Origin of the sequence: Thauera sp. WH-1 (assembly GCF_047806685.1) — a bacterium.
In the GTDB taxonomy this organism is placed as follows: domain Bacteria; phylum Pseudomonadota; class Gammaproteobacteria; order Burkholderiales; family Rhodocyclaceae; genus Thauera.
Genome location: NZ_JBLQGP010000034.1, coordinates 1 through 22400 on the forward strand (window position 1 = coordinate 1; position 22400 = coordinate 22400).

General features: G+C 67.5%; 25 protein-coding genes. 10 read left to right on the forward strand and 15 right to left on the reverse strand.

Annotated elements, in window-relative coordinates; genetic code table 11:
- From ACMV5O_RS19940 to ACMV5O_RS19950, 3 genes are all read left to right on the forward strand, one after another.
- The coding region (locus ACMV5O_RS19940; protein ID WP_416165093.1) for an electron transfer flavoprotein subunit alpha/FixB family protein at positions 1–837 on the forward strand (837 nt) is incomplete at its 5' end.
- Between the two features lie 22 nt (positions 838–859).
- Positions 860–1525, forward strand: a complete 666-nt coding sequence (locus ACMV5O_RS19945) for an energy-coupling factor ABC transporter permease (RefSeq protein WP_416165094.1) — start codon at positions 860–862, stop codon at positions 1523–1525.
- Between the two features lie 47 nt (positions 1526–1572).
- Positions 1573–3369, forward strand: coding sequence for an acyl-CoA dehydrogenase (locus ACMV5O_RS19950; RefSeq protein ID WP_416165095.1), 1797 nt, complete (start codon positions 1573–1575; stop codon positions 3367–3369).
- Positions 3370–3540: 171 nt separating this feature from the next.
- On the opposite strand, the gene ACMV5O_RS19955 is transcribed toward ACMV5O_RS19950, so the two are convergent.
- The 6 genes from ACMV5O_RS19955 to ompR are packed head-to-tail and all read right to left on the reverse strand — an operon-like array spanning position 3541 to position 7730.
- Positions 3541–4323, reverse strand: coding sequence for a peptidylprolyl isomerase (locus tag ACMV5O_RS19955; RefSeq protein ID WP_416165096.1), 783 nt, complete (start codon positions 4321–4323; stop codon positions 3541–3543).
- Between the two features lie 10 nt (positions 4324–4333).
- Positions 4334–4621: a BolA family protein gene (locus ACMV5O_RS19960; RefSeq protein WP_416165097.1), complete on the reverse strand. Its 288-nt coding sequence runs from the start codon at positions 4619–4621 to the stop codon at positions 4334–4336.
- Positions 4618–4917, reverse strand: coding sequence for a YciI family protein (locus ACMV5O_RS19965; RefSeq protein ID WP_416165098.1), 300 nt, complete (start codon positions 4915–4917; stop codon positions 4618–4620). Before ACMV5O_RS19965 ends, ACMV5O_RS19960 begins: the two co-directional genes overlap by 4 nt.
- Positions 4917–5525 (reverse strand): septation protein A, encoded by a 609-nt coding sequence (locus tag ACMV5O_RS19970; RefSeq protein ID WP_416165099.1) that lies wholly within the window; start codon positions 5523–5525, stop codon positions 4917–4919. The genes ACMV5O_RS19965 and ACMV5O_RS19970 overlap by 1 nt, the downstream gene beginning before the upstream one ends.
- Positions 5522–6961 carry an ATP-binding protein gene (locus ACMV5O_RS19975; RefSeq protein ID WP_324544253.1) on the reverse strand — a complete coding sequence of 480 codons (1440 nt, stop codon included), beginning with the start codon at positions 6959–6961 and terminating at the stop codon, positions 5522–5524. Before ACMV5O_RS19975 ends, ACMV5O_RS19970 begins: the two co-directional genes overlap by 4 nt.
- Before the next feature lie 7 nt (positions 6962–6968).
- Positions 6969–7730 (reverse strand): two-component system response regulator OmpR, encoded by a 762-nt coding sequence (ompR, locus tag ACMV5O_RS19980; RefSeq protein WP_324544252.1) that lies wholly within the window; start codon positions 7728–7730, stop codon positions 6969–6971.
- A 289-nt stretch (positions 7731–8019) separates the two neighbouring features.
- Here ompR and ACMV5O_RS19985 point away from each other — a divergent pair, with 289 nt between their 5' ends.
- The 4 genes from ACMV5O_RS19985 (at position 8020) to ACMV5O_RS20000 (ending at position 10529) form a co-directional block, all read left to right on the forward strand.
- On the forward strand, positions 8020–8322 hold the full coding sequence (locus ACMV5O_RS19985) for a hypothetical protein (RefSeq protein WP_416165100.1): 303 nt from the start codon (positions 8020–8022) through the stop codon (positions 8320–8322).
- A 64-nt stretch (positions 8323–8386) separates the two neighbouring features.
- Positions 8387–9079 (forward strand): tRNA (adenosine(37)-N6)-threonylcarbamoyltransferase complex dimerization subunit type 1 TsaB, encoded by a 693-nt coding sequence (gene tsaB, locus ACMV5O_RS19990; RefSeq protein WP_416165101.1) that lies wholly within the window; start codon positions 8387–8389, stop codon positions 9077–9079.
- A 23-nt stretch (positions 9080–9102) separates the two neighbouring features.
- The gene (rimI, locus tag ACMV5O_RS19995; RefSeq protein WP_416165102.1) at positions 9103–9570 is read left to right on the forward strand and encodes a ribosomal protein S18-alanine N-acetyltransferase; all 468 of its coding nucleotides are present in this window, start codon (positions 9103–9105) and stop codon (positions 9568–9570) included.
- Positions 9570–10529 carry a uracil-DNA glycosylase gene (locus tag ACMV5O_RS20000; RefSeq protein ID WP_416165103.1) on the forward strand — a complete coding sequence of 320 codons (960 nt, stop codon included), beginning with the start codon at positions 9570–9572 and terminating at the stop codon, positions 10527–10529. The genes rimI and ACMV5O_RS20000 overlap by 1 nt, the downstream gene beginning before the upstream one ends.
- A 25-nt stretch (positions 10530–10554) precedes the next feature.
- Here ACMV5O_RS20000 and lplT read toward each other — a convergent pair whose 3' ends face one another.
- Together lplT and ACMV5O_RS20010 are read right to left on the reverse strand one after the other, a co-directional pair.
- The gene (lplT, locus tag ACMV5O_RS20005; protein WP_324543959.1) at positions 10555–11805 is read right to left on the reverse strand and encodes a lysophospholipid transporter LplT; all 1251 of its coding nucleotides are present in this window, start codon (positions 11803–11805) and stop codon (positions 10555–10557) included.
- Positions 11806–11846: 41 nt separating this feature from the next.
- A complete protein-coding gene (locus ACMV5O_RS20010; RefSeq protein WP_416165114.1) occupies positions 11847–12032 on the reverse strand; it encodes a hypothetical protein in 186 nt (61 codons plus the stop codon).
- Here ACMV5O_RS20010 and ACMV5O_RS20015 point away from each other — a divergent pair.
- Both ACMV5O_RS20015 and radA read left to right on the forward strand, forming a co-directional pair.
- Positions 12003–12917 (forward strand): LysR family transcriptional regulator, encoded by a 915-nt coding sequence (locus ACMV5O_RS20015; protein ID WP_416165104.1) that lies wholly within the window; start codon positions 12003–12005, stop codon positions 12915–12917. The two genes, ACMV5O_RS20010 and ACMV5O_RS20015, sit on opposite strands and share 30 nt — an antisense overlap.
- Positions 12918–12962: 45 nt before the next feature.
- Positions 12963–14345 (forward strand): DNA repair protein RadA, encoded by a 1383-nt coding sequence (gene radA / locus ACMV5O_RS20020; protein WP_416165105.1) that lies wholly within the window; start codon positions 12963–12965, stop codon positions 14343–14345.
- Here the strand turns inward: radA and ACMV5O_RS20025 are convergent, their stop codons facing one another.
- The 5 genes from ACMV5O_RS20025 to ACMV5O_RS20045 are packed head-to-tail and all read right to left on the reverse strand — an operon-like array spanning position 14346 to position 19467.
- Positions 14346–14852 (reverse strand): hydrogenase maturation protease, encoded by a 507-nt coding sequence (locus ACMV5O_RS20025; protein ID WP_416165106.1) that lies wholly within the window; start codon positions 14850–14852, stop codon positions 14346–14348.
- Positions 14849–16315: a Ni/Fe hydrogenase subunit alpha gene (locus ACMV5O_RS20030; RefSeq protein ID WP_416165107.1), complete on the reverse strand. Its 1467-nt coding sequence runs from the start codon at positions 16313–16315 to the stop codon at positions 14849–14851. The genes ACMV5O_RS20025 and ACMV5O_RS20030 overlap by 4 nt, the downstream gene beginning before the upstream one ends.
- A 46-nt stretch (positions 16316–16361) precedes the next feature.
- The gene (locus ACMV5O_RS20035) at positions 16362–16904 is read right to left on the reverse strand and encodes an NADP oxidoreductase (RefSeq protein WP_416165108.1); all 543 of its coding nucleotides are present in this window, start codon (positions 16902–16904) and stop codon (positions 16362–16364) included.
- Positions 16904–17635 carry a 2Fe-2S iron-sulfur cluster-binding protein gene (locus ACMV5O_RS20040; protein ID WP_416165109.1) on the reverse strand — a complete coding sequence of 244 codons (732 nt, stop codon included), beginning with the start codon at positions 17633–17635 and terminating at the stop codon, positions 16904–16906. Before ACMV5O_RS20040 ends, ACMV5O_RS20035 begins: the two co-directional genes overlap by 1 nt.
- The gene (locus tag ACMV5O_RS20045) at positions 17632–19467 is read right to left on the reverse strand and encodes an NAD(P)H-dependent oxidoreductase subunit E (RefSeq protein WP_416165110.1); all 1836 of its coding nucleotides are present in this window, start codon (positions 19465–19467) and stop codon (positions 17632–17634) included. The genes ACMV5O_RS20040 and ACMV5O_RS20045 overlap by 4 nt, the downstream gene beginning before the upstream one ends.
- 176 nt (positions 19468–19643) lie before the next feature.
- Here ACMV5O_RS20045 and ACMV5O_RS20050 point away from each other — a divergent pair, with 176 nt between their 5' ends.
- The gene (locus ACMV5O_RS20050) at positions 19644–20903 is read left to right on the forward strand and encodes an Hsp70 family protein (protein WP_416165111.1); all 1260 of its coding nucleotides are present in this window, start codon (positions 19644–19646) and stop codon (positions 20901–20903) included.
- Between the two features lie 30 nt (positions 20904–20933).
- On the opposite strand, the gene ACMV5O_RS20055 is transcribed toward ACMV5O_RS20050, so the two are convergent.
- Complete coding sequence (locus ACMV5O_RS20055; RefSeq protein ID WP_416165112.1) at positions 20934–22274, reverse strand: spinster family MFS transporter; 1341 nt, start codon at positions 22272–22274, stop codon at positions 20934–20936.
- 21 nt (positions 22275–22295) lie between these two features.
- Positions 22296–22400 (reverse strand): hypothetical protein (locus ACMV5O_RS20060; RefSeq protein ID WP_416165113.1); only part of this gene is annotated, 105 nt, incomplete at its 5' end.

The following is a 22400-nucleotide window of genomic DNA, read 5'->3' on the forward strand; positions in this document are numbered from 1 at the left end:
GTCCACGTGCTGGTGGCCGGTGCCGGCTGCGGCGCAGTCGCCGAAGCCGCGGCCAAGGTGGCCGGTGTGGCCAAGGTCCGGGTGTGCGACGCCGCGCACTACGAAGCGCAGACCGCGGAGAACGTCGCCGAACTGGTGAAGGGCCTGGCGGGCGAATACAGCCACGTGCTCGCTCCGGCCACCCCGGCGGGCAAGAACATGCTGCCGCGCGTCGCCGCGCTGCTCGACGTCGCGCAGATCAGCGACATCGTCGCGATCGAGGCTCCCGACACCTTCGTGCGCCCGATCTACGCCGGCAATGCGCTCGCCACCGTGAAGAGCGCCGATGCGGTCAAGGTCATCACCGTGCGCACCACCGCCTTCGACGCCGCGGGCGAGGGCAATGCGGCTGCCATCGAGGCGGTCGCCGCAGGCGCCGACCTGGGTGCCACCGCGCTGGTCGGTCGCGAGATCGTCAAGAGCGCCCGTCCCGAACTCGGCGCGGCCAAGATCATCGTCTCCGGCGGCCGCGGCCTGGGCAGCGGCGACGCCTACCACCAGCTGCTCGAGCCGCTCGCCGACAAGCTCGGCGCCGCGCTCGGCGCCAGCCGCGCCGCGGTCGATGCGGGCTATGTGCCCAACGACTACCAGGTCGGCCAGACCGGCAAGATCGTCGCCCCGCAGCTCTACATCGCGATCGGCATCTCGGGTGCGATCCAGCACTTGGCGGGCATGAAGGACTCCAAGGTGATCGTGGCGATCAACAAGGATCCGGAGGCGCCGATCTTCCAGGTTGCGGACTACGGCCTGGTGGGCGATCTGTTCCAGGTGGTGCCGGAGCTGACGTCCGCGGTCTGAGTGCTGCCCCGAGCCGTCCGGCATGAACCTACCTGCATCGCTGTTTTCGGCGACCTGGCACGGGTTCATGCTGGTCGTGACCGCGCTGACCCTCTACGGCTTGTTGCGTCGGGCGCCTTGGGGGCGCCTGCGCGACGGCCGACAACTGAATCTGCTGCTTGGTTTTGCTGTCTGCCTGACGCTGATGTGGAGTTTGAAGGCGGGCGTGATGCCCGGCCTGACGTTGCACCTGCTGGGCGCGATGGCGGCGACGCTCGCGCTCGGGCCGTGGTTTGCCCTGGCTGTGCTGGCGCTCGCGCTGACCGGCATCACCCTCAACGGTGCGCTCGAGTGGATGGCGTGGCCGTTGAATTTCGTGCTGATGGCGGCGGTGCCCGTTGCGCTCGCATATGGCATTCAGCGCGCAATCGAGCGCTGGCTGCCAGCGCACTTCTTCATCTTCGTTTTCGTCACAAGCTTTGCGGGGGCAGCCTTGACCGTGATGCTTCAGGGCGCGGTGAGTTCGCTGGCGATGATGCTTGCGGGCGCCTATTCAGGCGCTTTCCTGCTGAGCGAGTACCTGCCCTTTTTCCTGCTGCTCGGCTTCTCCGAGGCCTGGATCAGTGGAGCGATCATCACGCTGATGGTGGTGTACCGGCCGGAATGGGTTGCTGCGTTCGATGATCGCCGCTACCTGATTGACAAGTAAGAGACATACGCAAGTTCGCTAAACACGTCCATGGAGTGACTACATACATGAGCAACTACAACGCCCCCCTTCGTGACATGCAGTTCGTCATGCGCGAACTCGCCGATCTCGACGCGGTGACGCAGCTTCCGGGCAACGAGGAAGTGTCGGCGGACCTGGTCGATGCCATCCTTGAGGAGGCCGACAAGTTTGCCAGCGGCGTGCTCGCTCCGCTGAACTGGACGGGCGATCAGGAAGGCGCGAAGTGGAACGACGGCGTCGTCAACACCGCCCCGGGCTGGAAGGAGGCCTACAAGCAGTTCAGCGAGTCCGGCTGGTCCGCGATCGCCTGCGACCCCAATTATGGCGGCCAGGGCCTGCCCAAGCTGCTGTCGACCGGCGTGATGGAGATGTGGAAGTCGGCCAACATGGCCTTCTCGCTGTGCCCAATGCTCACCACGGGCGCCATCGAGGCACTGATGCTGCGCGGCACGGACGCGCAGAAGGACACCTACCTGCCGAAGATGATCTCGGGCGAATGGACCGGCACCATGAACCTGACCGAGCCGCAGGCCGGCTCCGATCTCGCTGCGGTGCGCACCAAGGCCGAGCCGCAGGGCGATGGCACCTACAAGATCTTCGGCCAGAAGATCTTCATCACCTACGGCGAGCATGACCTCACCGACAACATCATCCACCTCGTGCTCGCCCGCCTGCCGGACGCACCTGAAGGGGTGAAGGGCATCTCGCTGTTCGTCGTGCCCAAGTTCCTGGTCAATGCCGACGGCAGCCTGGGGGCGCGCAACGACGTGCACTGCGTGTCGATCGAGCACAAGCTCGGCATCCACGCCAGCCCGACCGCCGTGCTCGCCTTCGGCGACAAGGGCGGCGCGATCGGCACCCTGGTGGGTGAGCCGAACCGCGGCCTCGAGTACATGTTCATCATGATGAACGAGGCCCGCTTCGCGGTCGGCATGGAAGGCCTGGCGCTGTCCGAGCGTGCCTACCAGCATGCGCTGCAGTACGCCAAGGATCGCATCCAGGGTACCGATGCCGGCGTGCGCGGCGGCCCGAAGGTCAACATCCTGCATCACGCCGACGTGCGTCGCCTGCTGATGACGATGAAGAGCAAGACCGAAGCGATGCGTGCGCTGGCCTATGTGGTCGGTGCCGCCATCGACATGGCCCACCACCACGGCGACGAAGGCGTGCGGGCGCAGAATCAGGCCTTCGTCGATCTGATGATTCCGGTCGTCAAGGGCTGGTGCACGGAGAACTCGATCGAGGTCACCTCCGACGGCGTCCAGGTGCATGGCGGCATGGGCTTCATCGAGGAGACCGGCGCTGCGCAGCACTTCCGCGATGCCCGCATCACGACCATTTACGAAGGCACCACCGCGATCCAGGCCAACGACCTGATCGGGCGCAAGATCGCCCGCGAGAACGGCGTCACCATCGCGGGCGTCGTGCGGCAGATGCGTGCGGTCGAGGCCGAACTCGGCGGCGTCGAGGGGGAGGCTTTCGTCGCGATCCGCAAGTCGCTGGGCGCCGGTATTGCGGCAGTCGAGGAGGCGGTCGCCTACATCCTGGCCACCTACAGCGGGAACATCAAGGCGGCCTCGGTGGGTTCCGTGCCCTTCCTGAAGCTGCTCGGGGTCGTTGCCGGTGGCTGGCAGATGGCGCGCGCCGCGCTGGTTTCCAAGCGCAAGCTGGAGGCGGGCGAGGGCGAGGCGAGCTTCTACCAGACCAAGATCGTCACTGCCCGTTTCTACGCCGACCACGTGCTGGCACAGGCGCCTGGCCTCGCCTACACGGTGGTCAATGGCGCCGCAGGTGCGTTGGAGCTGGCAGAAGAGCACTTCTGATCGCGCCTTGCGCATGAACCGGCCCGTCGGGCCGGCTCATGCGCGACACCTCTTGCGAGACCATCTTGCGAGACCAATGAGAAGGCCCGACCGGCTTGCGCCGTGTCGGGCCTTTCTGCTGGCGCCTGCCTCGCCGCCAATGCGGCGGGGCAGGGCGTCGAGGCTGAACGATTACTCGACCTTGGCCTTCTCGCGCAGCTCCATGACGTGGCGCTCGACCTTCTGCTGCTGCAGGCGCTGCTGCAGCTGCGGCTTCACTTCGTCGAACGGGGGCGCCTGCACCGGGCGCACGTCGTCGAGCTGGATGACGTGGTAGCCGAAGTCGCTCTTGACCGGCGTACTGGTGTACTTGCCCTTCTCGAGCGCCACCATGGCGTCGGAGAACGGCTTCACGTACATGCCGGGGTTGCTCCAGCCGAGCTCGCCGCCGCGATCCTTCGAGCCGGGATCCCGCGACTCCTTGGCGACCTCCTCGAAGGGCGCGCCGTTCTGCAGGCGGGCAATGATGGCCTTGGCTTCGGTCTCGGTCTCGACCAGCACGTGGCGGGGCTTGTATTCCTTGTCGCCCATGCGACCCTTGATGGCGTCGTATTCCTTTTGCAGTTCAGCGTCGGTCACCGGGTTGGCCCGCACGAACTCCTGCAGGTAGGCGCGGATCAGGATGGCCTGGCGCGCCATGTCCATCTGCGCCTGGACATCGGCCTTCTTGTCGAGTCCCTTCTTGCCCGCTTCCTGGCTCAGCACCTCGCGGCGGACGAGCTCTTCACGCACCGCATTCTGCAGCTGCTCGCTGTCCGGCACACCTTGCGCACGTTGCTCGGCGAGCATGGCCTGCGCCCGCGCAGCGGGAATGGCAACCCCGTTGACCTTGGCGACGGAATCAGCCGCGACCACGGGAAGGGCGAGAAAGCCGGCCAGCAAGGTGACGGCAAGACGGCTCGGGAAGTGTTTCATGGAGATTCCTTCAGTTTGCATGTGTAGTGGCCTCGGTGGCCGTAAGCGCGCGAATGGCGAGGGCATGAATCTCCCTTATCATCATGTCGCCAAGCGCGGTGTAGATCATACGCTGTCGCTGCACTCTGCTGCAGCCCTCGAAGGCCGCGGAGACGATGTACACGCGGTAATGCCCGCCGCCGTCGCGGGCGCCGGCATGGCCGGCATGGAGGGCACTGTCGTCCTCGATCTCGAGCGCGATGACGGGGATCTGCTGCGACAGGATTTCGCGGATGCGGGCGACCGTTTCCGCGCTCACGGCAGGGTCTTCCGGAACGGGCGCACGCTGACGCGGGCGAACACGCCAGCCAGCGCGTAAGGGTCTTCGCGTGCCCAGGCTTCGGCGCTCTCGAGCGAGTCGAATTCGGCCACGATGAGGCTGCCGACGAAGCCGGCGGGTCCGGGATCGGGCGAATCGATGGCCGGCATCGGTCCGGCGAGCAGCAGCCGCCCTTCGTCGCGCAGCGCCTCGAGGCGGGCGACGTGCTGGGGCCTGACCGCAAGCCGGGTTTCGAGGGTGCCGGGGGCATCCTCACCGATCAATGCGTAGAACATCAGTTGGTTTCCTCTTCCATGTGGCGTGACAGATAGAAGCCCTGGCCGAGCACGAAGGCAAGCATCAGGCCAAGACCGCCGAACATCTTGAAATTGACCCAGGTCTCTTCGCTGAAGCTGTAGGCCACGTAAAGGTTGAGCAGCCCCATGCCGATGAAGAAACCGGCCCAGGCCAGGTTGAGCCGCCCCCAGACCGGGTCGGGCAACTGGATCTGTGCCTCCAGCATCTTGCGGATCAGGTTGCGCTTGAGCAGCACGGCCGAACCCAGCAGCACGGCGCCGAACAACCAGTAGAGCGCGGTCGGCTTCCACTTGATGAAAGTCGGATTGTGGAAGAACAGCGTGGCGCCGCCGAACACCACGATGATGGCCAGGCTGACCCACAGCATCGTGTCGACCTTGCGATGGCGCAGCCAGACGATCGCGATCTGCAGCATGGTGGCGATGATCGCGACGAAGGTGGCGATCAGGATCGGCGCCTGCGTGGGCGCGATGCCGTCACCCAGCCAACCTGCAGCGAGCGCGTGCGCTGCCTCCGGATGAGCGCCGCCGACCTTGTAGGCGGCGAAGAAGAGGATGACGGGGAGCAGGTCGAAGAGAAATTTCATGTTTCACGCGTGGTGCCGGATTCGAGTCGGAGCATTCTATCGCGAGCGCGGCTTCCTGCACCGGGCAGGCAGAGGATGGCCCTGAGGCCGCCGCCTTCGCGCGGCAGCAACTCGAGTCGGCCGTGGTGGGCGCGCATGACGCGCTCGACGATGGCGAGCCCCAGTCCTGCCCCCTTGGTGTTCGAGCGGGCCTTCTCGAGCCGCGTGAAGGGCTGGCGCATGCGTTCGATCTCGGCTTCCGGGATGCCCGGTCCGCGATCGGCCACTTCGATGTGCGCCTCGGCACCCTCCACGGTGGCGCAAATGTCGAGTGGCGCCTCGTCACCTGCATAGCGCAGGGCGTTGTCGATGAGGTTGGTGAGCGCCCGCCGGATCGGCAGCGCCCGCGCCGGCACGACGAGGCTGTCGGGGAGCTCGATCTGCATGTTCACGCCCCGCAGGCGGTAGGGCTCGGCGACCTCGCGCACCAGCGCGGCCAGGTCGATCGGCCCGCTCGCCTCCTGCGGATCGCCGCGACCGAAGTCGAGGAACTGGCCGATGATGCGGTCCATCTCTTCGATATCGGTAACCATCGCGGCTACCTCGCTGCTGGGCGCGCCGGACATCTCGATGCCGAGACGCAGGCGGGCGAGGGGGGTGCGCAGGTCGTGCGACACGCCGGCGAGGATCAGCGCACGATCGGCGTCCATGCGCGCGAGATTGCTGGTCATCTGGTTGAAGGCGCGGGCGACGATGGCGATCTCCTGCGGGCCGGACTCCTCCTGCGGCGGTGGCGTCTCACCACTGCCCACCTGGCGTGCGGCGCGGGCAAGCTGGCGCAACGGGGCGCTGATGCGTGACACGATGAGGAAGGCGCCGAGCAGGGCAGCGAGCAGGGCGCCGCTCCCCCAGGCGAGCCAGCCAAAACTGTCAGGGTTCTCGATGCGCTCGGGCGGCAACATGACCCAATACTCGTCATCGGCGTCATCCGGATCGAGGCGGAAGCTGACCCAGAAGCCGTGCAGTGATTTCCAGCGCGTCGCGAAGCGCGTGTGATCGCCGAGCTGACGGCGCACATCGCTCATCAGCAGCGCCAGCGGACGGGTGTCGGCGAGCGGCTCGATCTCGTCCGTGGCCTCGGAAGGATAGATGCGGATGCCTTCGAGCGCAGCCAGATCGATGAGCAGGTCGATGCGCCTGTCCATGTCGGCATTGATCAGGGCCGTGCGGGTGAGGTTGACCACCGACACCACCATCTGCGCGACGTCGCGTGCCCGCGCCGGCTCCTGGAAGTAGCGGAAGATCTGTGACCAGGCGCCGAGCGCAAGGATCAGCAGCAGGGCAACGAGCAGGAAGGTCTGCCACAGCAGGGTACGGGGCAGGACTCGCGCGGACCATGACTTCGTCCCCGTGCTTGCCGCCCCGGTATCGGTCGCATGCAACCGCTCTGGCGTCATCCGTGGCTCAGTTGCCCTCGGCGGGCTCGGTCTCGTCCGCCGCGCCCGCCTTCTGGTCGTCGGGCACGAAGACGTAGCCGAAGCCCCACACGGTCTGGATGTAGCGCGGCTTGGCCGGGTCGTCCTCGACGAGCTTGCGCAGCCGGGAGACCTGCACGTCGATCGCACGATCGAACACGCCATATTCGCGGCCACGCGCCAGTTCCATCAGCTTGTCGCGTGAGAGCGGCTGGCGGGGATGCGTCAGCAACACCTTGAGCAGGGAGAATTCCCCGGTGGTGAGCTGGATCTCCTCGTTGTCGCGGGTGAGCGAGCGCGTACCCAGATTGACCTTCACCCGCCCGAACACCACGAGCTCGTCCTCGGCGGTGGGCGCGCCCGGCAGGGTCTGCGGCTGGCGGCGCATGACCGCCTGGATGCGGGCGACCAGTTCGCGCGGGTTGAAGGGCTTGGCGATATAGTCGTCGGCTCCCATCTCGAGGCCGACGATGCGGTCGACGTCGTCGCCCTTGGCAGTGAGCATGATGATCGGGATGAAGTTTTCGGCCGCCCGCAGGCGGCGGCAGATCGCCAGTCCGTCCTCCCCGGGCAGCATCAGGTCGAGCACTACAAGGTCGTAGTGCTCGCGGTGCAGCGCCCGGTCCATCATCGGCGCGTCTCCCACTGCTTTGACCGCAAAGCCCTGCTCCTGAAGGTAGCGGGACAGCAGTTCGCGCAGGCGTGCGTCGTCGTCGACGACGAGGATGCGATAGCGTGTTTTCTGGTTCATGCGACGAATGCTAGCCTGAGTCGCGAGGCCGTGCCAGAGGCTTCGCCGCCCGCTCGAAGGCTCGCCGGGTAACGCTTCGTAAGGAGCACAGTGCAAAGCAATATGGGCTTACAAATGCGATGCCGGCGTGATCTTTCGCGCTACACACGGTGGGCGCTTTGCCGTATGGTCGAGGCTGCTTTCCACTGTGTGTCGGGTCCTCGCCCGACCGTCCAGCTTCGGTCGCCGATCCATGAGGTTCTCTTTCGCTCCCCTTCAGTCATCTTCCATCGCCCGCTGGCGAGGCGCCATGGTGCTTGCCGTGAGTTGCGGTGTCGGCGTGCTCCTGCAGGCGGCGCCGATCCAGGCGCATGCGCAGGCAGGCCGGCAGGTCGAGATGGAGCAGGCCGAGGCCGCCGCCGGCAAGGTGTCGGCCGAGACGCGTAGGAAAGAGTGGCGCAGGACCCTGGGTGGTGGGGCAGAGATCCGAGACGGCGCGTCCGAGCGCCGCCGTATGAGCGATGAAGAACGCAGCCGCCTGCGTCGCCATGTCAGCGATGCCGCGCGCGGCGCCTACGGCGATGAGGCGCCAAGGGGCAAGGGTCGTCGCTGAGCGCGCGCGCCAGTGCTCGCCGCTCCAGCCCGCATCGTCTTGCAGCCGGTAGAATACCGGCACCATGAAAGTCCTCTCGATCGAAACTGCCTGCGAGCACGGCAGCGTTGCGCTGCTGCGCGACGGCGTCGTCCATGTGCGGCAGATCCACGGCGCCGCAAATCACTCCGAAGCCGTCCTGCGCGACCTGCGCGAACTCCTGGCCGAAGGCGGCCTTGCAGTCCCGCAGCTCGATGCAATCGCCTTTGGGGCCGGGCCAGGGGCGTTTACCGGCCTGCGCCTCGCCTGTGGCGTGGCACAGGGCATCGCACTCGCGGCGGGGCTGGGCGTGGCGGCGGTGAGCAGCCTGCAGGCGATCGCGCTGCAGTGCGCGGCCGATAGGGTCTTCGTCGCCACGGATGCGCGGATGGGCGAGGTCTATCATGCTGCGTTTGCGCGTGACGCGACCGGTGTGCCCCAGCTCGTCGGCGCGCACGCGTGCAGTGCGCCCCTCGATGTCGAACTTCCACCGGGCGACTGGTTTGCCGCGGGATCGGCCTTCTCGGTCTGGCCCGACGAGCTCGCGGCGCGCCTGCGCGGTCGCCTCATCGGCTGTGCGCCCGATCTCGTGCCACGTGCCGAGGAGGTTGCACGTCTCGGTGCGACCGTGGTCGAGCGTGGGCAATTGGCGGCACCCGAACTCGCCGCGCCCCTCTACGTACGCGACAAGGTGGCCTTCACCACCGCCGAGCGCCTGGCGCGCGGGGGGCGGGCCTGATGGAGGGTGCCGGGGTCGCGCGGATGACCGATCCAAACACCACCCTGTCCGGTGCCAGCATCGCGCCGATGAGCACGGACGACCTCGATTGGGTTTGCGCCCAGGAGGCGGCGCTGCAGGCACATCCATGGACGCGCGGCAACTTCATGGACGCGCTTGGAGCCGGCAATGAGGGGTGGATCATGCGCGTCGCCGGTGAGCCCGTTGCGTACGCCGTCGTGCTGCGGGTGCTGGACGAGGCCCATCTGCTCGGCATCGGGGTCGCCGTGTCCGAGCAGCGTCGCGGTTACGGCCGGCGCCTGCTGCAGCACCTGTGCGAGCGCGCTGCGAAGGAGAGCGCGACCTCCTTCTTCCTCGAGGTGCGCGTCTCCAACGATGCGGCGCAGGCGCTCTACCGTGGCATGGGGTTCGACGAGATCGGGCGCCGCCGCGGCTACTACCCCGCCGGCGTCGGTCGCGAGGACGCCATCGTGATGAGACGGACCCTGTGATGCGACCCAGCCAGCGTCTTCGACGCGATGCGGTCCTGCGCGAAATGGGTCTGGGCCCGGTGTGGCGCCTGCGGGCGCGGGCCGAGGCGCACGATGAGGCAGAGGCGGATGCCGCAGCAGGCCAGCCGCCCGGGCCAGTGCCGATTCTCGAGGTCGATGCGACGCGCGTGCCCGAGGCCGTCACCCCCGTGGCGAGACCGGCTGCCGCCACCCATTTCGATGATGCGCCACTTGCATCGAGGCACGAGACGCTCACTCAGCCTACGGCGGCAGATCGTCCACCGCCGCACACGCGCCAGGCGACGCCCACGCGCCACGGGCCTGCGCCGGAATCTGTTTCGGGGTCTTCCCTCGCGGGGGCCGTCGACGGCGACCGTGCCGCCCGCATCGCCCGCCTGGACTGGGACGCGCTCGAAGCCGACATGCGCGACTGCCAGGCCTGCAGCCTGTGCCAGCGTCGCCGCCAGGTGGTGCCTGGCGTGGGGGATCGCGAGGCGAGCCTGATGCTGGTGGGCGAGGGCCCAGGCGCCGAGGAAGACCAGCGCGGCGAGCCCTTCGTGGGCCAGGCCGGGCGACTCCTCGACAACATGCTGGCTGCCATCGGCCTGCGCCGGGGCGAGGACGTGTACATCGCCAACGCCGTCAAGTGTCGCCCACCGCACAACCGCACGCCCGAGCGCGGGGAGATGGCCGCCTGCCTGCCTTATCTCGACCGTCAGATTGCGCTGGTGCAGCCGCGCCTGCTGCTCGCGCTCGGCCGGCCGGCGGCGCAGGCGCTGCTCGATCGCGAGGTCGCCATCTCCGCTGCGCGCGGCAAGCGCTTCGAACGCAATGGCATTCCGGTCATCGTGACCTACCACCCGGCCTACCTGCTGCGCAATCCGCAGGACAAGGCCAAGGCCTGGGAAGACCTGTGCTTCGCGCGCCGTTGCCTGGCCGGGGCCGCAGCCGGCCGCTGAGCGGCGCCCGCCGACCTCGTCCGGATCAGTGGCGGCGGTCTTCGAGCAGCGCGACGTTGTCGAACTCGCGCTGGTTGGCCTCGTGGCGGCGCTTGACCATCACCATGGTCCCCGCCACCAGGGCGCCGAACAGCACGATGACGACGTTGATCGACAGGCCCAGCATGATCAGCAGCGCATAGGCGCCCGTCATCACCAGGATCGACAGGTTCTCGTTGAAGTTCTGCACCGCGATGGAGTGGCCGGCACCCATCAGGATATGGCCACGGTGCTGCAGCAGGGCGTTCATCGGCACCACGAAGAAGCCGGCCAGGCCGCCTACCACCACCATCAGGCACATCGCCACCCAGGCCTCGGTGACACCGATCATGGTCATCACGCCGACCCCCATCGCCACGCCGAGCGGGATCACCCGCACCGCCTGGCGCAGCGAGATGTAGCGCGCGGCCAGCACCGAACCGACCGCCACCCCGAGCGCCACCACCCCCTGCAGCATCGAGGCCTGCGACAGGTTCATGCCCAGGTTGTGCTCGGCCCACTTGATCACGATGAACTGCAAGGTTGCGCCGGCGCCCCAGAACAGCGTGGTCACCGCCAGCGAGATCTGCCCCAGCTTGTCGCGCCACAGCAGGCGCAGGCAGTGATTGAAGTCGTGGATCAGGTAGAGCGGGTTGTTCTTCAGCGGCTTGTGGTCAACCCCGGTGTCGGGGATGAACATGTTGAAACCGGCTGCGATGAGGTAGAGCGAGCCGATCACGAACACGGCCGCCTCGAAGGCGTTGTCCACGAAGGGCAGGCCGAGCCCCATCAGCGCCGAGGACACGTCGCCCCGGATCATGACGCCGCCCATCACCGTGCCGACGATGATGGCGCCCACGGTCAGGCCCTCGATCCAGCCGTTGGCGACGACCAGCAGGCGGTGCGGCAGGTATTCGGTGAGGATGCCGTACTTTGCGGGCGAATAAGCCGCGGCGCCGAGGCCGATCACGGCGTAGGCCAGCAGGGGGTGGGCACCGAGGAACAGCATCAGACAGCCACCGATCTTGATCGTGTTGCTGACCAGCATCACCCGCCATTTGGGCATCGAGTCGGCGAATGCGCCGACGAAGGCCGCGAGGCCGACGTACGACAGGGTGAAGAACAGCTTGAGGAGGGGCTCGAATTCCGACGGGGCCGCCATGTCCCGCAACAAGGCGATGGAGATGATCAGCAAGGCATTGTCGGCAAGCGCAGAGAAGAACTGCGCTGCCATGATCGTGTAGAAGCCGAGCGGCATCGTCCGGGAGCTTGCATGTCGGGTCTGGAGCGCGGTTTATATCACGAAGCCAGGGGTGCCGCGATGACGCCGCGCAGATCCCGCAAAGGCCCGTGCCGCCAACCTTTCAGCGCACTCGAGGACAATGTGATGCCGACATCGCGGAATGCCCTTGTTTGTGCTTTAATTCCGGGAAATAAATCGTACTTATCCACATCATGGCCGATCGCAGACTTCAGGTTTTCCACGCAGTAGCAAAGCACGGCTCCTTCACCCGGGCGGCCGAGCATCTCCACATGACGCAGCCCGCGGTGACCTTCCAGATCAAGCAGCTCGAGGAGCACTTCGATACGCGGCTGCTCGATCGCGGGCACGGCAAGATCACGCTCACGCCCGCGGGCGAGCTGGTGCTGGCCTACGCCGAAAAGATCCTCGGTCTCTCTGCCGAGCTCGATTCGAGGGTGTCAGAACTCACCGACGAGCTTGCCGGCCAGATCAAGATCGGCACCAGCACGACCATCGCCGCCTACTGGCTGCCGCAGATCCTCGAGGGCTTCAAGCGCCGCTACCCGCGCGTGCTGCCGCGGGTGGTGGTGGGCACGTCCAAACTGACCGAAGACGGCGTCGCCGCGCGCGACCTCGACATCGGCCTCATCGAGATCGCCACCGAACAGCACACGATCGAGCGCCGCAGTGCGGCACGCGACGAGCTGTTCGTGATCTGCAGTCCGGATCACCCGCTCGCCAAGTTCACGTCGCTGACCGCGAAGGACTTGATCGGCCATCCCTTCATCGACCGCGATCCGGGCAACGGCATCCGCCAGATCGCCGACGAGTTCTTCGAAGCCGCCGGCATCGCCGGCAGCGAGATCACCCTGTGCGCCGAGCTCGGCAGCCTGGCCACGATCAAGCAGCTGGCGGCGGCCGGCCTCGGCTTTGCGATCGCCTCCCAGCGCGCCATCCGACGCGACGTCGAGGAGGGCCGGCTGGTGGCCGTCCCGCTCGAACCGCGCATCTACACGCCGCTGGAAGTGATCCTGCCGCGCGACAAGTTCCGCTCCCGGCTCATCACCGCCTTCGCCGATTACGCCTGCGAGGAGTTCGTGCGCATGGCGGCTGAAGAGCAGGACTGAACGCGTGCGCGTTGAGGCTCCGGCGCTGACGGCACGCCGCGGCTGATGGCCCGCAGCAAGACCGCCTTCGTGTGCACCGAGTGCGGGGCACAGGCCCTGCGCTGGCAGGGGCAATGTCCGCAGTGCCAGGCCTGGAACACCCTCGTCGAAACCGTGCTCGAGCCGGCCGTCGCGGCGGTGGGCAGTCGCTTTGCCGCCTTGGCCGGCGAGACCGCCCGCCTGCAACCGCTGTCCGCCCTCGAGCCGCGCGAGGAGCCGCGTCAGCCGACCGGGCTCGACGAGTTCGATCGCGTGCTGGGCGGCGGACTGGTGGCCGGTGGCGTGGTGCTAATCGGCGGCGACCCCGGCATCGGCAAGTCCACCCTGCTGCTGCAGGCCTTGTCGAACCTGGCGGGCACGGCCGGTGCCAGTGGGGTGATCTACGTCAGTGGCGAGGAGTCCGGCGAGCAGGTCGCACTGCGCGCCCAGCGCCTGCAGCTGCCGCCGTCGCCCCTGCAGATGCTGGCCGAGATCAACCTCGAACGCATCCTGCACACGCTGCGCGAGGCACGCCCGCGGGTGGCGGTCATCGACTCGATCCAGACCGTCTATTCCGAAACCCTGCAGTCCGCCCCCGGCTCGGTCGCCCAGGTGCGCGAGTGCGCGGCCCAGCTCACCCGCTTCGCCAAGCAGAGCGGCACCAGCCTGATCCTGGTCGGCCACGTCACCAAGGACGGCACGCTCGCCGGCCCGCGCGTGCTCGAGCACATCGTCGACACCGTGCTGTACTTCGAGGGCGACACCCACTCCAGCTTCCGCCTGATTCGCGCGTTCAAGAACCGCTTCGGTGCGGTCAATGAACTGGGCGTGTTCGCCATGACCGAGCGCGGTCTGCGCGGCGTCTCCAACCCCTCGGCGATCTTCCTGTCGCAGCACTCGCAGCAGGTCGCCGGCAGTTGCGTGTTGATCACCCAGGAAGGCACCCGCCCGCTGCTGGTCGAGGTCCAGGCCCTGGTCGATTCCTCGCAAAGCCCCAACCCGCGCCGGCTGTCGGTCGGGCTGGAGCAGAACCGCCTGGCGATGCTGCTCGCGGTCATGCACCGCCACGCCGGCGTGGTGTGCTTCGACCAGGACGTGTTCGTCAATGCGGTCGGTGGCGTCAAGATCACCGAGCCGGCGGCCGACCTCGCAATCCTGTTCGCGATCGTGTCCTCGCTGCGCGACCGGCCTCTGAAGCGCGGGCTGGCGGTGTTCGGCGAGGTCGGCCTCGCCGGCGAGATCCGCCCCGCGCCGCGCGGGCAGGAACGGCTGAAGGAGGCCGCCAAGCTCGGCTTCGACACTGCCATCGTGCCGCGCGCGAATGCGCCCAAGCAGGCGATCGAGGGCTTGCGGGTGATTGCGGTGGAGCGGGTTGAAGAGGCGCTGGAGCAGTTGCGCGAACTGGCGTAGCTATGCGGCTGGACGATCGTCGCTGGCGGCGATGCGTCCAGCTCCTGGCCGGGATCCGCCTTCGCCGCTGCCCATCAGCCACCCGCTCACGTGTTCGATCGCAGCCTGCAGGTTGTCTCGGGCATTTGCGCTTGGGGGGGTACCGAGTTCCCAAGCGTCGCCGCGAATCGCCAGCAGCCAGCACGGCGGAGGCGGCTCGGCCTCCAGGTCAAAGTACACCTGCAGCACGGCCTGCGGCGACACCGCATGCGTGCTGAAGCTGGCATCGCGGGCGGGTTCGAGGCGCTCGATGGTAAAGGGCGCCGCTGCATCCGCCGAGGCATCCACGAACAGCACCCGCTCGCGCCCGCGCAAGTCCAGCGCATGCTCGACCTGCAGCTGGAAGTCGGTGAGGCATTCGACGCCGGGCAGCCTCATCGCTTCCACGGCGTCGACGAACAGCGGCCCCAGCGCATCGTCACCGCGGCTCGGGTTGCCCCAACCGAACACGAGCACCGGCGCGGTCATGCCTTGTATTTCCGGTCCAACTCGGTGCCTTCGGCGTCGACCAGCGTGACCTCCAGCGGCATCTTGCCGAGCGCATGGGTGGCGCAGGACAGGCAGGGGTCGTAGGCGCGAATCGCCACCTCGATATGGTTGAGCAGGCCCTCGGTGATCTCCTGGCCGTCGAGGTACTGCTTCGCTACCTCGCGCACCGCGGTGTTCATCGCCTGGTTGTTGTTGGTGGTGGAGACGATCAGGTTGGCCATGGTGACGAGGTCGTCATCGCCCACCTGGTAGTGGTGGAAGAGGGTGCCGCGCGGTGCCTCGATGACGCCCACGCCCTCGCGCCGGCGCTCGCCGCTCGTCATCAGCTCGGTGCCGGAGAGGTCGTCGTCCTGCAGCAGCTCCTTGATGGTCTCGGCGGCGAACAGCATCTCGATCATGCGTGCCCAGTGGTAGGCGAGCGTGGCGTGCAGCGGCTTGCCGCCGGCGTAGGCGACGAATTCGCGGCGCTCGTGCTCGGCAAAGGGGGTCGGGATGCTGTCGCAGTTCTGCACGCGGGCGAGCGGGCCGACCTTGTACCAGCCGTGCTCGGGGCCCATGGCCGTGAAGTAGGGGAACTTCATGTAGCTCCAGGGCTTGACCTCCTCGGTGATGAGGCGGTCGTAGGTCTGGTAATCGACCTGATCGAACAGGATCCTGCCGTCGGCGTCCTTGGCGCGCAGCACGCCGTGGTAGAGGTCCAGGCTGCCGTCGGGGGCGACCATGCCCATGAAGCTCGAGCGGAAGGTGCCAAAGTGGTCGTACAGCGCCGGGTTCTGTTGATGCAGTTCCTTGATGATGCGCACGGCCTCGCGGCTCCACGCGATCATCTGGTAGGCGTCTTTCAGCAGCGCCTTGCGCTCGTCGATGGTCAGCGAACGATTGACGCCACCCGGCACCGCGCCGGTGCCATGCACGCGCTTGCCGGCGGTGAGGCGGATGATCTCCTGGCCGTACTTGCGCAGCAGGATGCCCTTTTTGGCGATGTCGGGGTATTTCTCCGCCACGCCGACGATGTTGCGCCGGCCGACCTCAGAGTCGAAGCCGAACAGCAGGTCGGGCGAAGAAAGGTGGAAGAAATGCAGGGCGTGCGATTGCAGGATCTGGCCGTAGTGCATCAGGCGGCGCATCTTGTCGGCGGTGGGCGTCACCCGGCTGGCGCCGACGACGAGGTCGAGCGCCTTGCTCGCCGCCAGGTGGTGCGACACCGGGCAGATGCCGCACAGGCGTTGCACCATCACCGGCACTTCCCAGTACGGCCGGCCCTGGATGAAGCGCTCGAAGCCGCGGAATTCGACGATGTGCAGGCGCACCTGGTGCACCTTGTTGTTCTCGTCGAGCAGGATCGTGACCTTGCCGTGGCCTTCCACGCGCGACACGGGGTCGATGGCCACACGGCGCAGGCGGTCGCTGGCGACGGTGGCGGTTTCGAGTTCGAAGCTCATTGCATGTGTCCTTGCTCGGCACGGTGCAGCCTGTGCCTCGTGTCGATCAGTCGTATTGCAGCAGGCCGTGGCCGAGTGTCGGGTCCTTCCCGGCGATGAGCTCGTTCAGGAAGGCCCAGATCGCGTCGCCAGACGGCGGGCAGCCGGGCAGGAAGTAGTCGATCCTCACCACCTCGTGCACCGGATGGACCTGGTTGAGCGGCAGGGGCAACTCGGGATCGTCGGGGATCGCGCTGCCGGGCGCCAGGCCATGGCCGGTGCGATACACCATCTGCAGGATCTCGCCTACATCGAGCTGATTGCGCTGCGCGGGCAGGCCGCCATTGACCGCGCAGGCGCCCAGTGCGATCAGCACCTTGCAGTTGGCGCGGAACTCGCGCAGCACATGGACGTTCTCGGCGTTGCAGACGCCGCCTTCGATCAGGCCGATGTCGCAGGGGCCGCAGTGCTTGATGTCGGTGATCGGCGAGCGGTCGAACTCGATCAGCTCGAGCAGCGGCAGCAGGCGCTCGTCGATGTCGAGGAAGGACATGTGGCAACCGAAGCAGCCCGCCAGGGAGACGGTCGCGACCTTGAGTTTGCGGGCCATCAGGGGGTCTCCTCGAGCTTGTTGCCTGTGTCCGGGTCACCCGCCGGCTGGGCGCTGATGGGGGCGATGTCGTAGGTGCGCTTGCCGATCGGGATGGCGAAGCCAACGCGCTTCTTGAGGATCACGCCCACCGGGCAGACAGCGGCCGCACGGTCGGTAGCGGCAAAGTCGGTGTCGGCGAGGCGGCCCGATTCGCTGTTGACGATCAGGTGAGACCCCGTGCCGCGCCCGGACAGGGCGAACACGTCCTTGCCATCGACCTCGCGGCTCGCCCGCACGCACAGCTCGCACATGATGCAGCGGTTGAATTCGAGCAGTACGTCGGGGTGTGAGGCGTCCACCGGACGATCGGGAAAGAAGTGGTCGAAGTGCGGCGTCAACATCCCCATCTCGTAGGCCGTGGCCTGCAGCGCGCAGTCGCCGCTCTTCTCGCACGACGGGCAGAAGTGATTACCCTCGACGAACAGCAGCTGCAGCAGGGTGCGGCGCTTGTGCGTGAGCTCCGGGGTGTGGTTGTCGACCTCCTGACCGGCCGCGGCGCGCACCGTGCAGGCGGTGGCGAAGCGCCCGCCGATCTTCACCGTGCACAGCTTGCACGAGCCATGCGCGGCGAAGTCCGGGTGCCAGCAAAGGTGGGGGATGTACTTTCCGGCCGCAGCGGCGGCCTGCATGACGGTTTGTCCGGGCGTGAAGGGGACTTCCTCGCCGTCGAGCATGAAGGTGCTGTTCATGGCTGCACGTCCTTGGCAGGAGAGGGCGCGCCGGCCGCGGCGCGATGTTCACCGATGGCGCTCAGGTTGTCGCCGAGCTGCGCCCCGGGGTCGTCGCGGCCGGTCATCTGGCGCGCAATCGACAGCGCGGCGTTGAGATCGAAGGCGGGCTCGTAGTCGGGCGAATGCAGCCGGCGCTCGAAGGCGGGGCGGAACTTGGCGAGCATGTCGTTGAGGGCGATCGTTGCCGTGTTGCCCAGCCCGCAGTGGCTCGCGCCCTGCATCAGGTCGTGCATCTTCGTCATCTCGTCTAGATCGTAGGGCGAGCCGCGATTGAGGGCGAGCTTGTCGATCAGGCGCGCATTCACCGCCGTGCCGACACGGCAGGGCGTGCAGAAACCGCAGCTCTCGTGCGCGAAGAAGTGGGTGAAGTTGCGCGCGACCTCGAACATGTCGCGACTGCGGTCGAAGACCATGATCGAGCCGCCCGTGGCGACGTCCTCGAAGGCGATCCGGCGCGCGAACTCCGTCGCATCCAGGCAGTGACCGGCCGCCCCTGCACTGGTCACTGCCTGGATGTCACCCGCACCGGCTGCCGCCAGCACCTCGGCCACGGTGACGCCGAACGGGAACTCGTAGATGCCTGGCTGGGCCACGTCGCCCGACACCGAGAGCAACTTCGTGCCGGTCGAGGCGGGTGTGCCGATGGCGTGGAACCAGTCGCCGCCCTTCACCGCTATCAGGGCGGCGAGCGCGAGCGTCTCGACGTTGTTCACCGTGGTGGGCTGGCCCATGTAGCCGTTGGTGACGGGGAAGGGCGGCCGGATCCGCGGCTTGCCCGGCTTGCCCTCGAGCGACTCGATGAGCGCCGACTCCTCGCCGCAGATGTAGGCCCCGGCGCCTAGATGGATCTCGATGTCGAAGCTGAAGCCGCGGCCAAGGATGTTGCGCCCGAGCAGACCCTGCTCGCGGCGCTGCGCAAGCCGTGTCTCCAGCCGATCGAGCAGGTAGCGGTACTCGCCGCGCAGGTAGATGAAGCCCTTGCTGGCACCGATCGCCATGCCGGCGATGCACATGCCGTCGACCACGATGTCGAAGTAGCTGTTGAGCAGCACGCGGTCCTTGAAGGTGCCGGGTTCGCCCTCGTCAGCGTTGCAGATGACGTAGTGCGCGTCGCCCCAGGCATCGCGGCACGAGCGCCATTTGATGTCGCTGCCAAAGCCGGCACCGCCGCGCCCGCGCAGGCCGGAGCGTTCGATCTCGGTGAGCAGGCCGGCGGCGCCGCGGTCGAGCGCCGCGGCCAGCGCTTCGCCCGGCTGCAGATCATGGTCGAGGAGGATGTCGCGCCGACGGATGTTGTCCTCGACGTGGAACCACTCGGGCGGCCAGTCTCCGATGGGGACACGGCGACGGATCAGGTGGGCCATCTCGTCGACCCGCTCGGCCGTCATGCGCGTGATCGTGCGGCCGTTGGCCAGCACCGCCGGACCCTGGTCGCACATGCCGGTGCATGAGGTGGTGGCGACACTCACCAGCTTGTCGGCCGCCACCTTGCCGGGCTCGAGCCAGAGCTTCTCGCACAGCGCCTGCATCAAGGCCTGGTTGCCGAGCATGCGATCGGTGATGTTGTCGGAGAACAGGATGCGGTATTCACCGGCCGGTTGCAGGTGCAGGAAGCTGTAGAAACCCGCCGTGCTCTCGACCCGGGCCCTTGGCAGCGCCAGCGCACTGGCGACGCGAGTCAACACCGTCGGAGACAGCCAGCCGGACTGCGCCTGTACGGCAATCAGGATCTGCAGCAATCGACCTGGCTGGCGCTCGTGATGCGCGAGGATGCGATCAAGCTCGGTCATGTCCACGGGGCCTCTCCCAGCCATTGCCAATTAGCTGACATTATGCTCCCAAGCTGCTGCAGGCGCGTGTCAGGGCGCACGCTCAGGGCCCATCGCGCGGCCGCGTCGCCTCCGGCTTTGAATGTGGAAGCCGCTCGGGTAGCATGCCCGGCCGGCGAGCATCAGTGGCCCCTGCAATGCATCAACCCTCCCGCGCCTGCGGTATCGACTTCGGCACCTCCAACTCCACCGTCGGCTGGCTGCGACCCGGCGAGCGCGTGCTGCTCGATCTCGAGCAGGACAAGCCCACGCTGCCCTCGGCGATGTTCTTCAACGCCGACGAGGACACGACCAGCTATGGTCGTGCCGCGCTGGCGGAATACCTCGACGGTTTCGAAGGCCGCCTGATGCGCTCGCTCAAGAGCCTGCTCGGCAGCAGCCTGATCGATGGCTACACCGAGGTCCACGGGCGTGCGCTGGGCTTTCGCGACCTGCTCGCGAGCTTCATCGGTGAGCTCAAGCAGCGTGCGGAGCAGGGGGCCGGCCGGCGCTTCGAGCATGCGGTGTTCGGACGGCCGGTGCGCTTCGTCGACGAGGATGCGGACGCCGACCGCAGGGCGCAGGATACCCTGGAGGCGATCGCGCGCCAGGTCGGCTTCCAGGAGATCAGCTTCCAGTTCGAACCCATCGGAGCCGCACTGCATTACGAGCGTTCGCTGACGAACGAGGAACTGGTCCTGGTGGCGGACATCGGCGGCGGCACGGCCGACTTTTCCATCATCCGCCTGTCGCCCGAGCGCGCGCGCCGCGACGACCGTCAGGATGACCTGCTGGGCAATGCCGGTATCCATATCGGCGGGACCGATTTCGATCGCGCCCTGAGCCTGGAGGCGGTCATGCCCTTGCTGGGTTACCGCAGCAAGATGCGCAACGGCGCAGAGGTGCCGTCCAGCGTCTTCTTCCAGCTCGCCACCTGGCACACCATCAACTTCGCCTACAGCCGCCAGGCGTGGGCGGACCTGCAGCACATCTATCGCGACGCCCTGGCCCGGCGCGAGCTCGATCGCCTGTGCCGGCTGGTCGGGCAGCGCGAGGGACACTGGCTGGCGCTGCAGGTTGAACAGGCGAAGATCGACCTGTCCGCGGCGTCGAGCACGCAGCTGGCGCTCGAGCGTCTCGAGCCTGGTCTCGCCCACACGCTCACCGGCGACGCCTTTGTGGCCGCAACCGAAGCGCTGGTCGAGCGCGTCGGCGCCTGCGTGGCCACCTTGCTGGCCGACTCGGGCCTGCAGCGCGATCAGATCGATACGCTGTACTTCACCGGCGGCGCCAGCGGTGTGCCGCAACTTCGCAGCCGGATCGCGGCAGAGGTCCCCAACGCGCGCAGGGTCGAGGGCGACCTGTATGGCAGCATCGGCGCCGGACTCGCGGTCGAGGCGGCCCGGCGCTATGGCTGAGCGCCGGCCATCCCGGGGGTCGAACGCGCGTCACCTGGCCGACTGGACCGCAGCCGCACAGGGGGCGGACTGCTTGCGCAACAGCGATGCGCGCATGATCAGGAACAGCACGATCGCCATGCTGGTGGCGGCACAACTGAAGAACAGCGCATAACGCAGCGATTCGATGCCGAAGGCCGTTTGCAGCAGATCGCTGAGGGCGCCGGTGAGCACCGGGCCGAGGCCGACGCCGCACAGGGTGCTGAGCATGGTCTGCAAGGCCATGGCCACGGCACGATTGGCTGGCGCGACCAGGGTCGTCAGCATGCTGAAGGACGGTCCCAGCCACCACACCATGAAGAAGCCATTGAGGCCGCACCACAGCATCGCCGTGGGTACCGGCACGCCCGCGATCCAGGTCAGCACATCGCTTGGCCAGCTCAGGTAGGCGGCGAGCGTGACGAGGCCCACGAGGTGGCCGACAAGCGGGATGCGGAAGCGCCAGTGCGGATTGCGCTTGCCGAGGTGATCCGTCAACCAGCCACTGAACAGCACCCCGAGTCCGGCGGCCGTGCCACCGATCAGTCCGGTCAGCAGGCCGGCGTGGCGCAGCTCCAAGCCGTGCGAGCGCACCAGGAAGGTCGCGTTCCACATGCCGAAGGCGTTGCCGCCGAGGGTCGCGACCGCACTGGCGAGGATCAGGTAGCGCACCGGCCTGTGGGCCCACAGCTGGCCGACTGTGGCCAGCAGGCCGCTCGAAAGCTCGACCCGGGCGCCACCGTCCCAGGTCCCGCGTGCGGGTTCGCGCGTGGTGAAGGCGAGCAGGGCGGAGATCAGCAAGGCCGGCGTGCCGACGATGACGAAGCTCGTGCGCCAGCCGTACTGGTCGACCAGCCAGGCGCCGAGGCTCAAGGCCAGGATGGCGGCGAAGGTGGGTGCGGCGGTGAAGCAGCTGATGGCGAAGGCACGGCGCTGTGGCGGGTACAGGTCTGCGATCAGCGACAGGGACGCCGGTGCGCCGGGGGCCTCGACCGCCGCCACCAGCATCCTGGCGACCACCAGCAGCACGAAGTTGCCCGACAGCGCGCACAGGATGGTGGCGATGCCCCAGCACAGGCTGGACAGGGCGAGCAGGCGGGTGCGCGGCATACGGTCGGCGAGGCGCCCCGCCGGCAGGCCCAGCACGGCGAACACGGCGGCGAAGGCGAGGCCGGAGATCAGGCCCATCGAGGTGTCGCTGGCGCCGAACTCGAGCCGGATCGGCTCGATCATCACCGCAACGATCTGGCGGCCGATGAAGTTGTCGGCGTACAGGAAGGCGAGCAGGAACAGCAGGCCATGCGTGCGCCACGCAGACAAGGGGCTGGACGCGGACGGAGAGGTGTCGTGCATGGCCTTTTGGGGGACGCCGCGCTATGCCTGTCGTGCGTGCGCCAGGTTCAGCGCCGTGTCCTCGATCATGTCCTCCTGGCCGCCGACCATGCCGCGCCGGCCCATCTCGACCAGGATCTCGCGCGC

Bases quoted from the DNA above. Each gene is read 5' to 3' on its own strand.
- ACMV5O_RS19945 (WP_416165094.1), top strand. From the start codon at position 860: ATGAACCTACCTGCATCGCTGTTTTCGGCGACCTGGCACGGGTTCATG.
- ACMV5O_RS19950 (WP_416165095.1), top strand. From the start codon at position 1,573: ATGAGCAACTACAACGCCCCCCTTCGTGACATGCAGTTCGTCATGCGC.
- ACMV5O_RS19955 (WP_416165096.1), bottom strand. From the start codon at position 4,323: ATGAAACACTTCCCGAGCCGTCTTGCCGTCACCTTGCTGGCCGGCTTT.
- ACMV5O_RS19965 (WP_416165098.1), bottom strand. From the start codon at position 4,917: ATGTTCTACGCATTGATCGGTGAGGATGCCCCCGGCACCCTCGAAACC.
- ACMV5O_RS19970 (WP_416165099.1), bottom strand. From the start codon at position 5,525: ATGAAATTTCTCTTCGACCTGCTCCCCGTCATCCTCTTCTTCGCCGCC.
- ACMV5O_RS19975 (WP_324544253.1), bottom strand. From the start codon at position 6,961: ATGACGCCAGAGCGGTTGCATGCGACCGATACCGGGGCGGCAAGCACG.
- ompR (WP_324544252.1), bottom strand. From the start codon at position 7,730: ATGAACCAGAAAACACGCTATCGCATCCTCGTCGTCGACGACGACGCA.
- ACMV5O_RS19985 (WP_416165100.1), top strand. From the start codon at position 8,020: ATGGTGCTTGCCGTGAGTTGCGGTGTCGGCGTGCTCCTGCAGGCGGCG.
- tsaB (WP_416165101.1), top strand. From the start codon at position 8,387: ATGAAAGTCCTCTCGATCGAAACTGCCTGCGAGCACGGCAGCGTTGCG.
- rimI (WP_416165102.1), top strand. From the start codon at position 9,103: ATGACCGATCCAAACACCACCCTGTCCGGTGCCAGCATCGCGCCGATG.
- ACMV5O_RS20000 (WP_416165103.1), top strand. From the start codon at position 9,570: ATGCGACCCAGCCAGCGTCTTCGACGCGATGCGGTCCTGCGCGAAATG.
- lplT (WP_324543959.1), bottom strand. From the start codon at position 11,805: ATGCCGCTCGGCTTCTACACGATCATGGCAGCGCAGTTCTTCTCTGCG.
- ACMV5O_RS20015 (WP_416165104.1), top strand. From the start codon at position 12,003: ATGGCCGATCGCAGACTTCAGGTTTTCCACGCAGTAGCAAAGCACGGC.
- radA (WP_416165105.1), top strand. From the start codon at position 12,963: ATGGCCCGCAGCAAGACCGCCTTCGTGTGCACCGAGTGCGGGGCACAG.
- ACMV5O_RS20025 (WP_416165106.1), bottom strand. From the start codon at position 14,852: ATGACCGCGCCGGTGCTCGTGTTCGGTTGGGGCAACCCGAGCCGCGGT.
- ACMV5O_RS20030 (WP_416165107.1), bottom strand. From the start codon at position 16,315: ATGAGCTTCGAACTCGAAACCGCCACCGTCGCCAGCGACCGCCTGCGC.
- ACMV5O_RS20035 (WP_416165108.1), bottom strand. From the start codon at position 16,904: ATGGCCCGCAAACTCAAGGTCGCGACCGTCTCCCTGGCGGGCTGCTTC.
- ACMV5O_RS20040 (WP_416165109.1), bottom strand. From the start codon at position 17,635: ATGAACAGCACCTTCATGCTCGACGGCGAGGAAGTCCCCTTCACGCCC.
- ACMV5O_RS20045 (WP_416165110.1), bottom strand. From the start codon at position 19,467: ATGACCGAGCTTGATCGCATCCTCGCGCATCACGAGCGCCAGCCAGGT.
- ACMV5O_RS20050 (WP_416165111.1), top strand. From the start codon at position 19,644: ATGCATCAACCCTCCCGCGCCTGCGGTATCGACTTCGGCACCTCCAAC.
- ACMV5O_RS20055 (WP_416165112.1), bottom strand. From the start codon at position 22,274: ATGCACGACACCTCTCCGTCCGCGTCCAGCCCCTTGTCTGCGTGGCGC.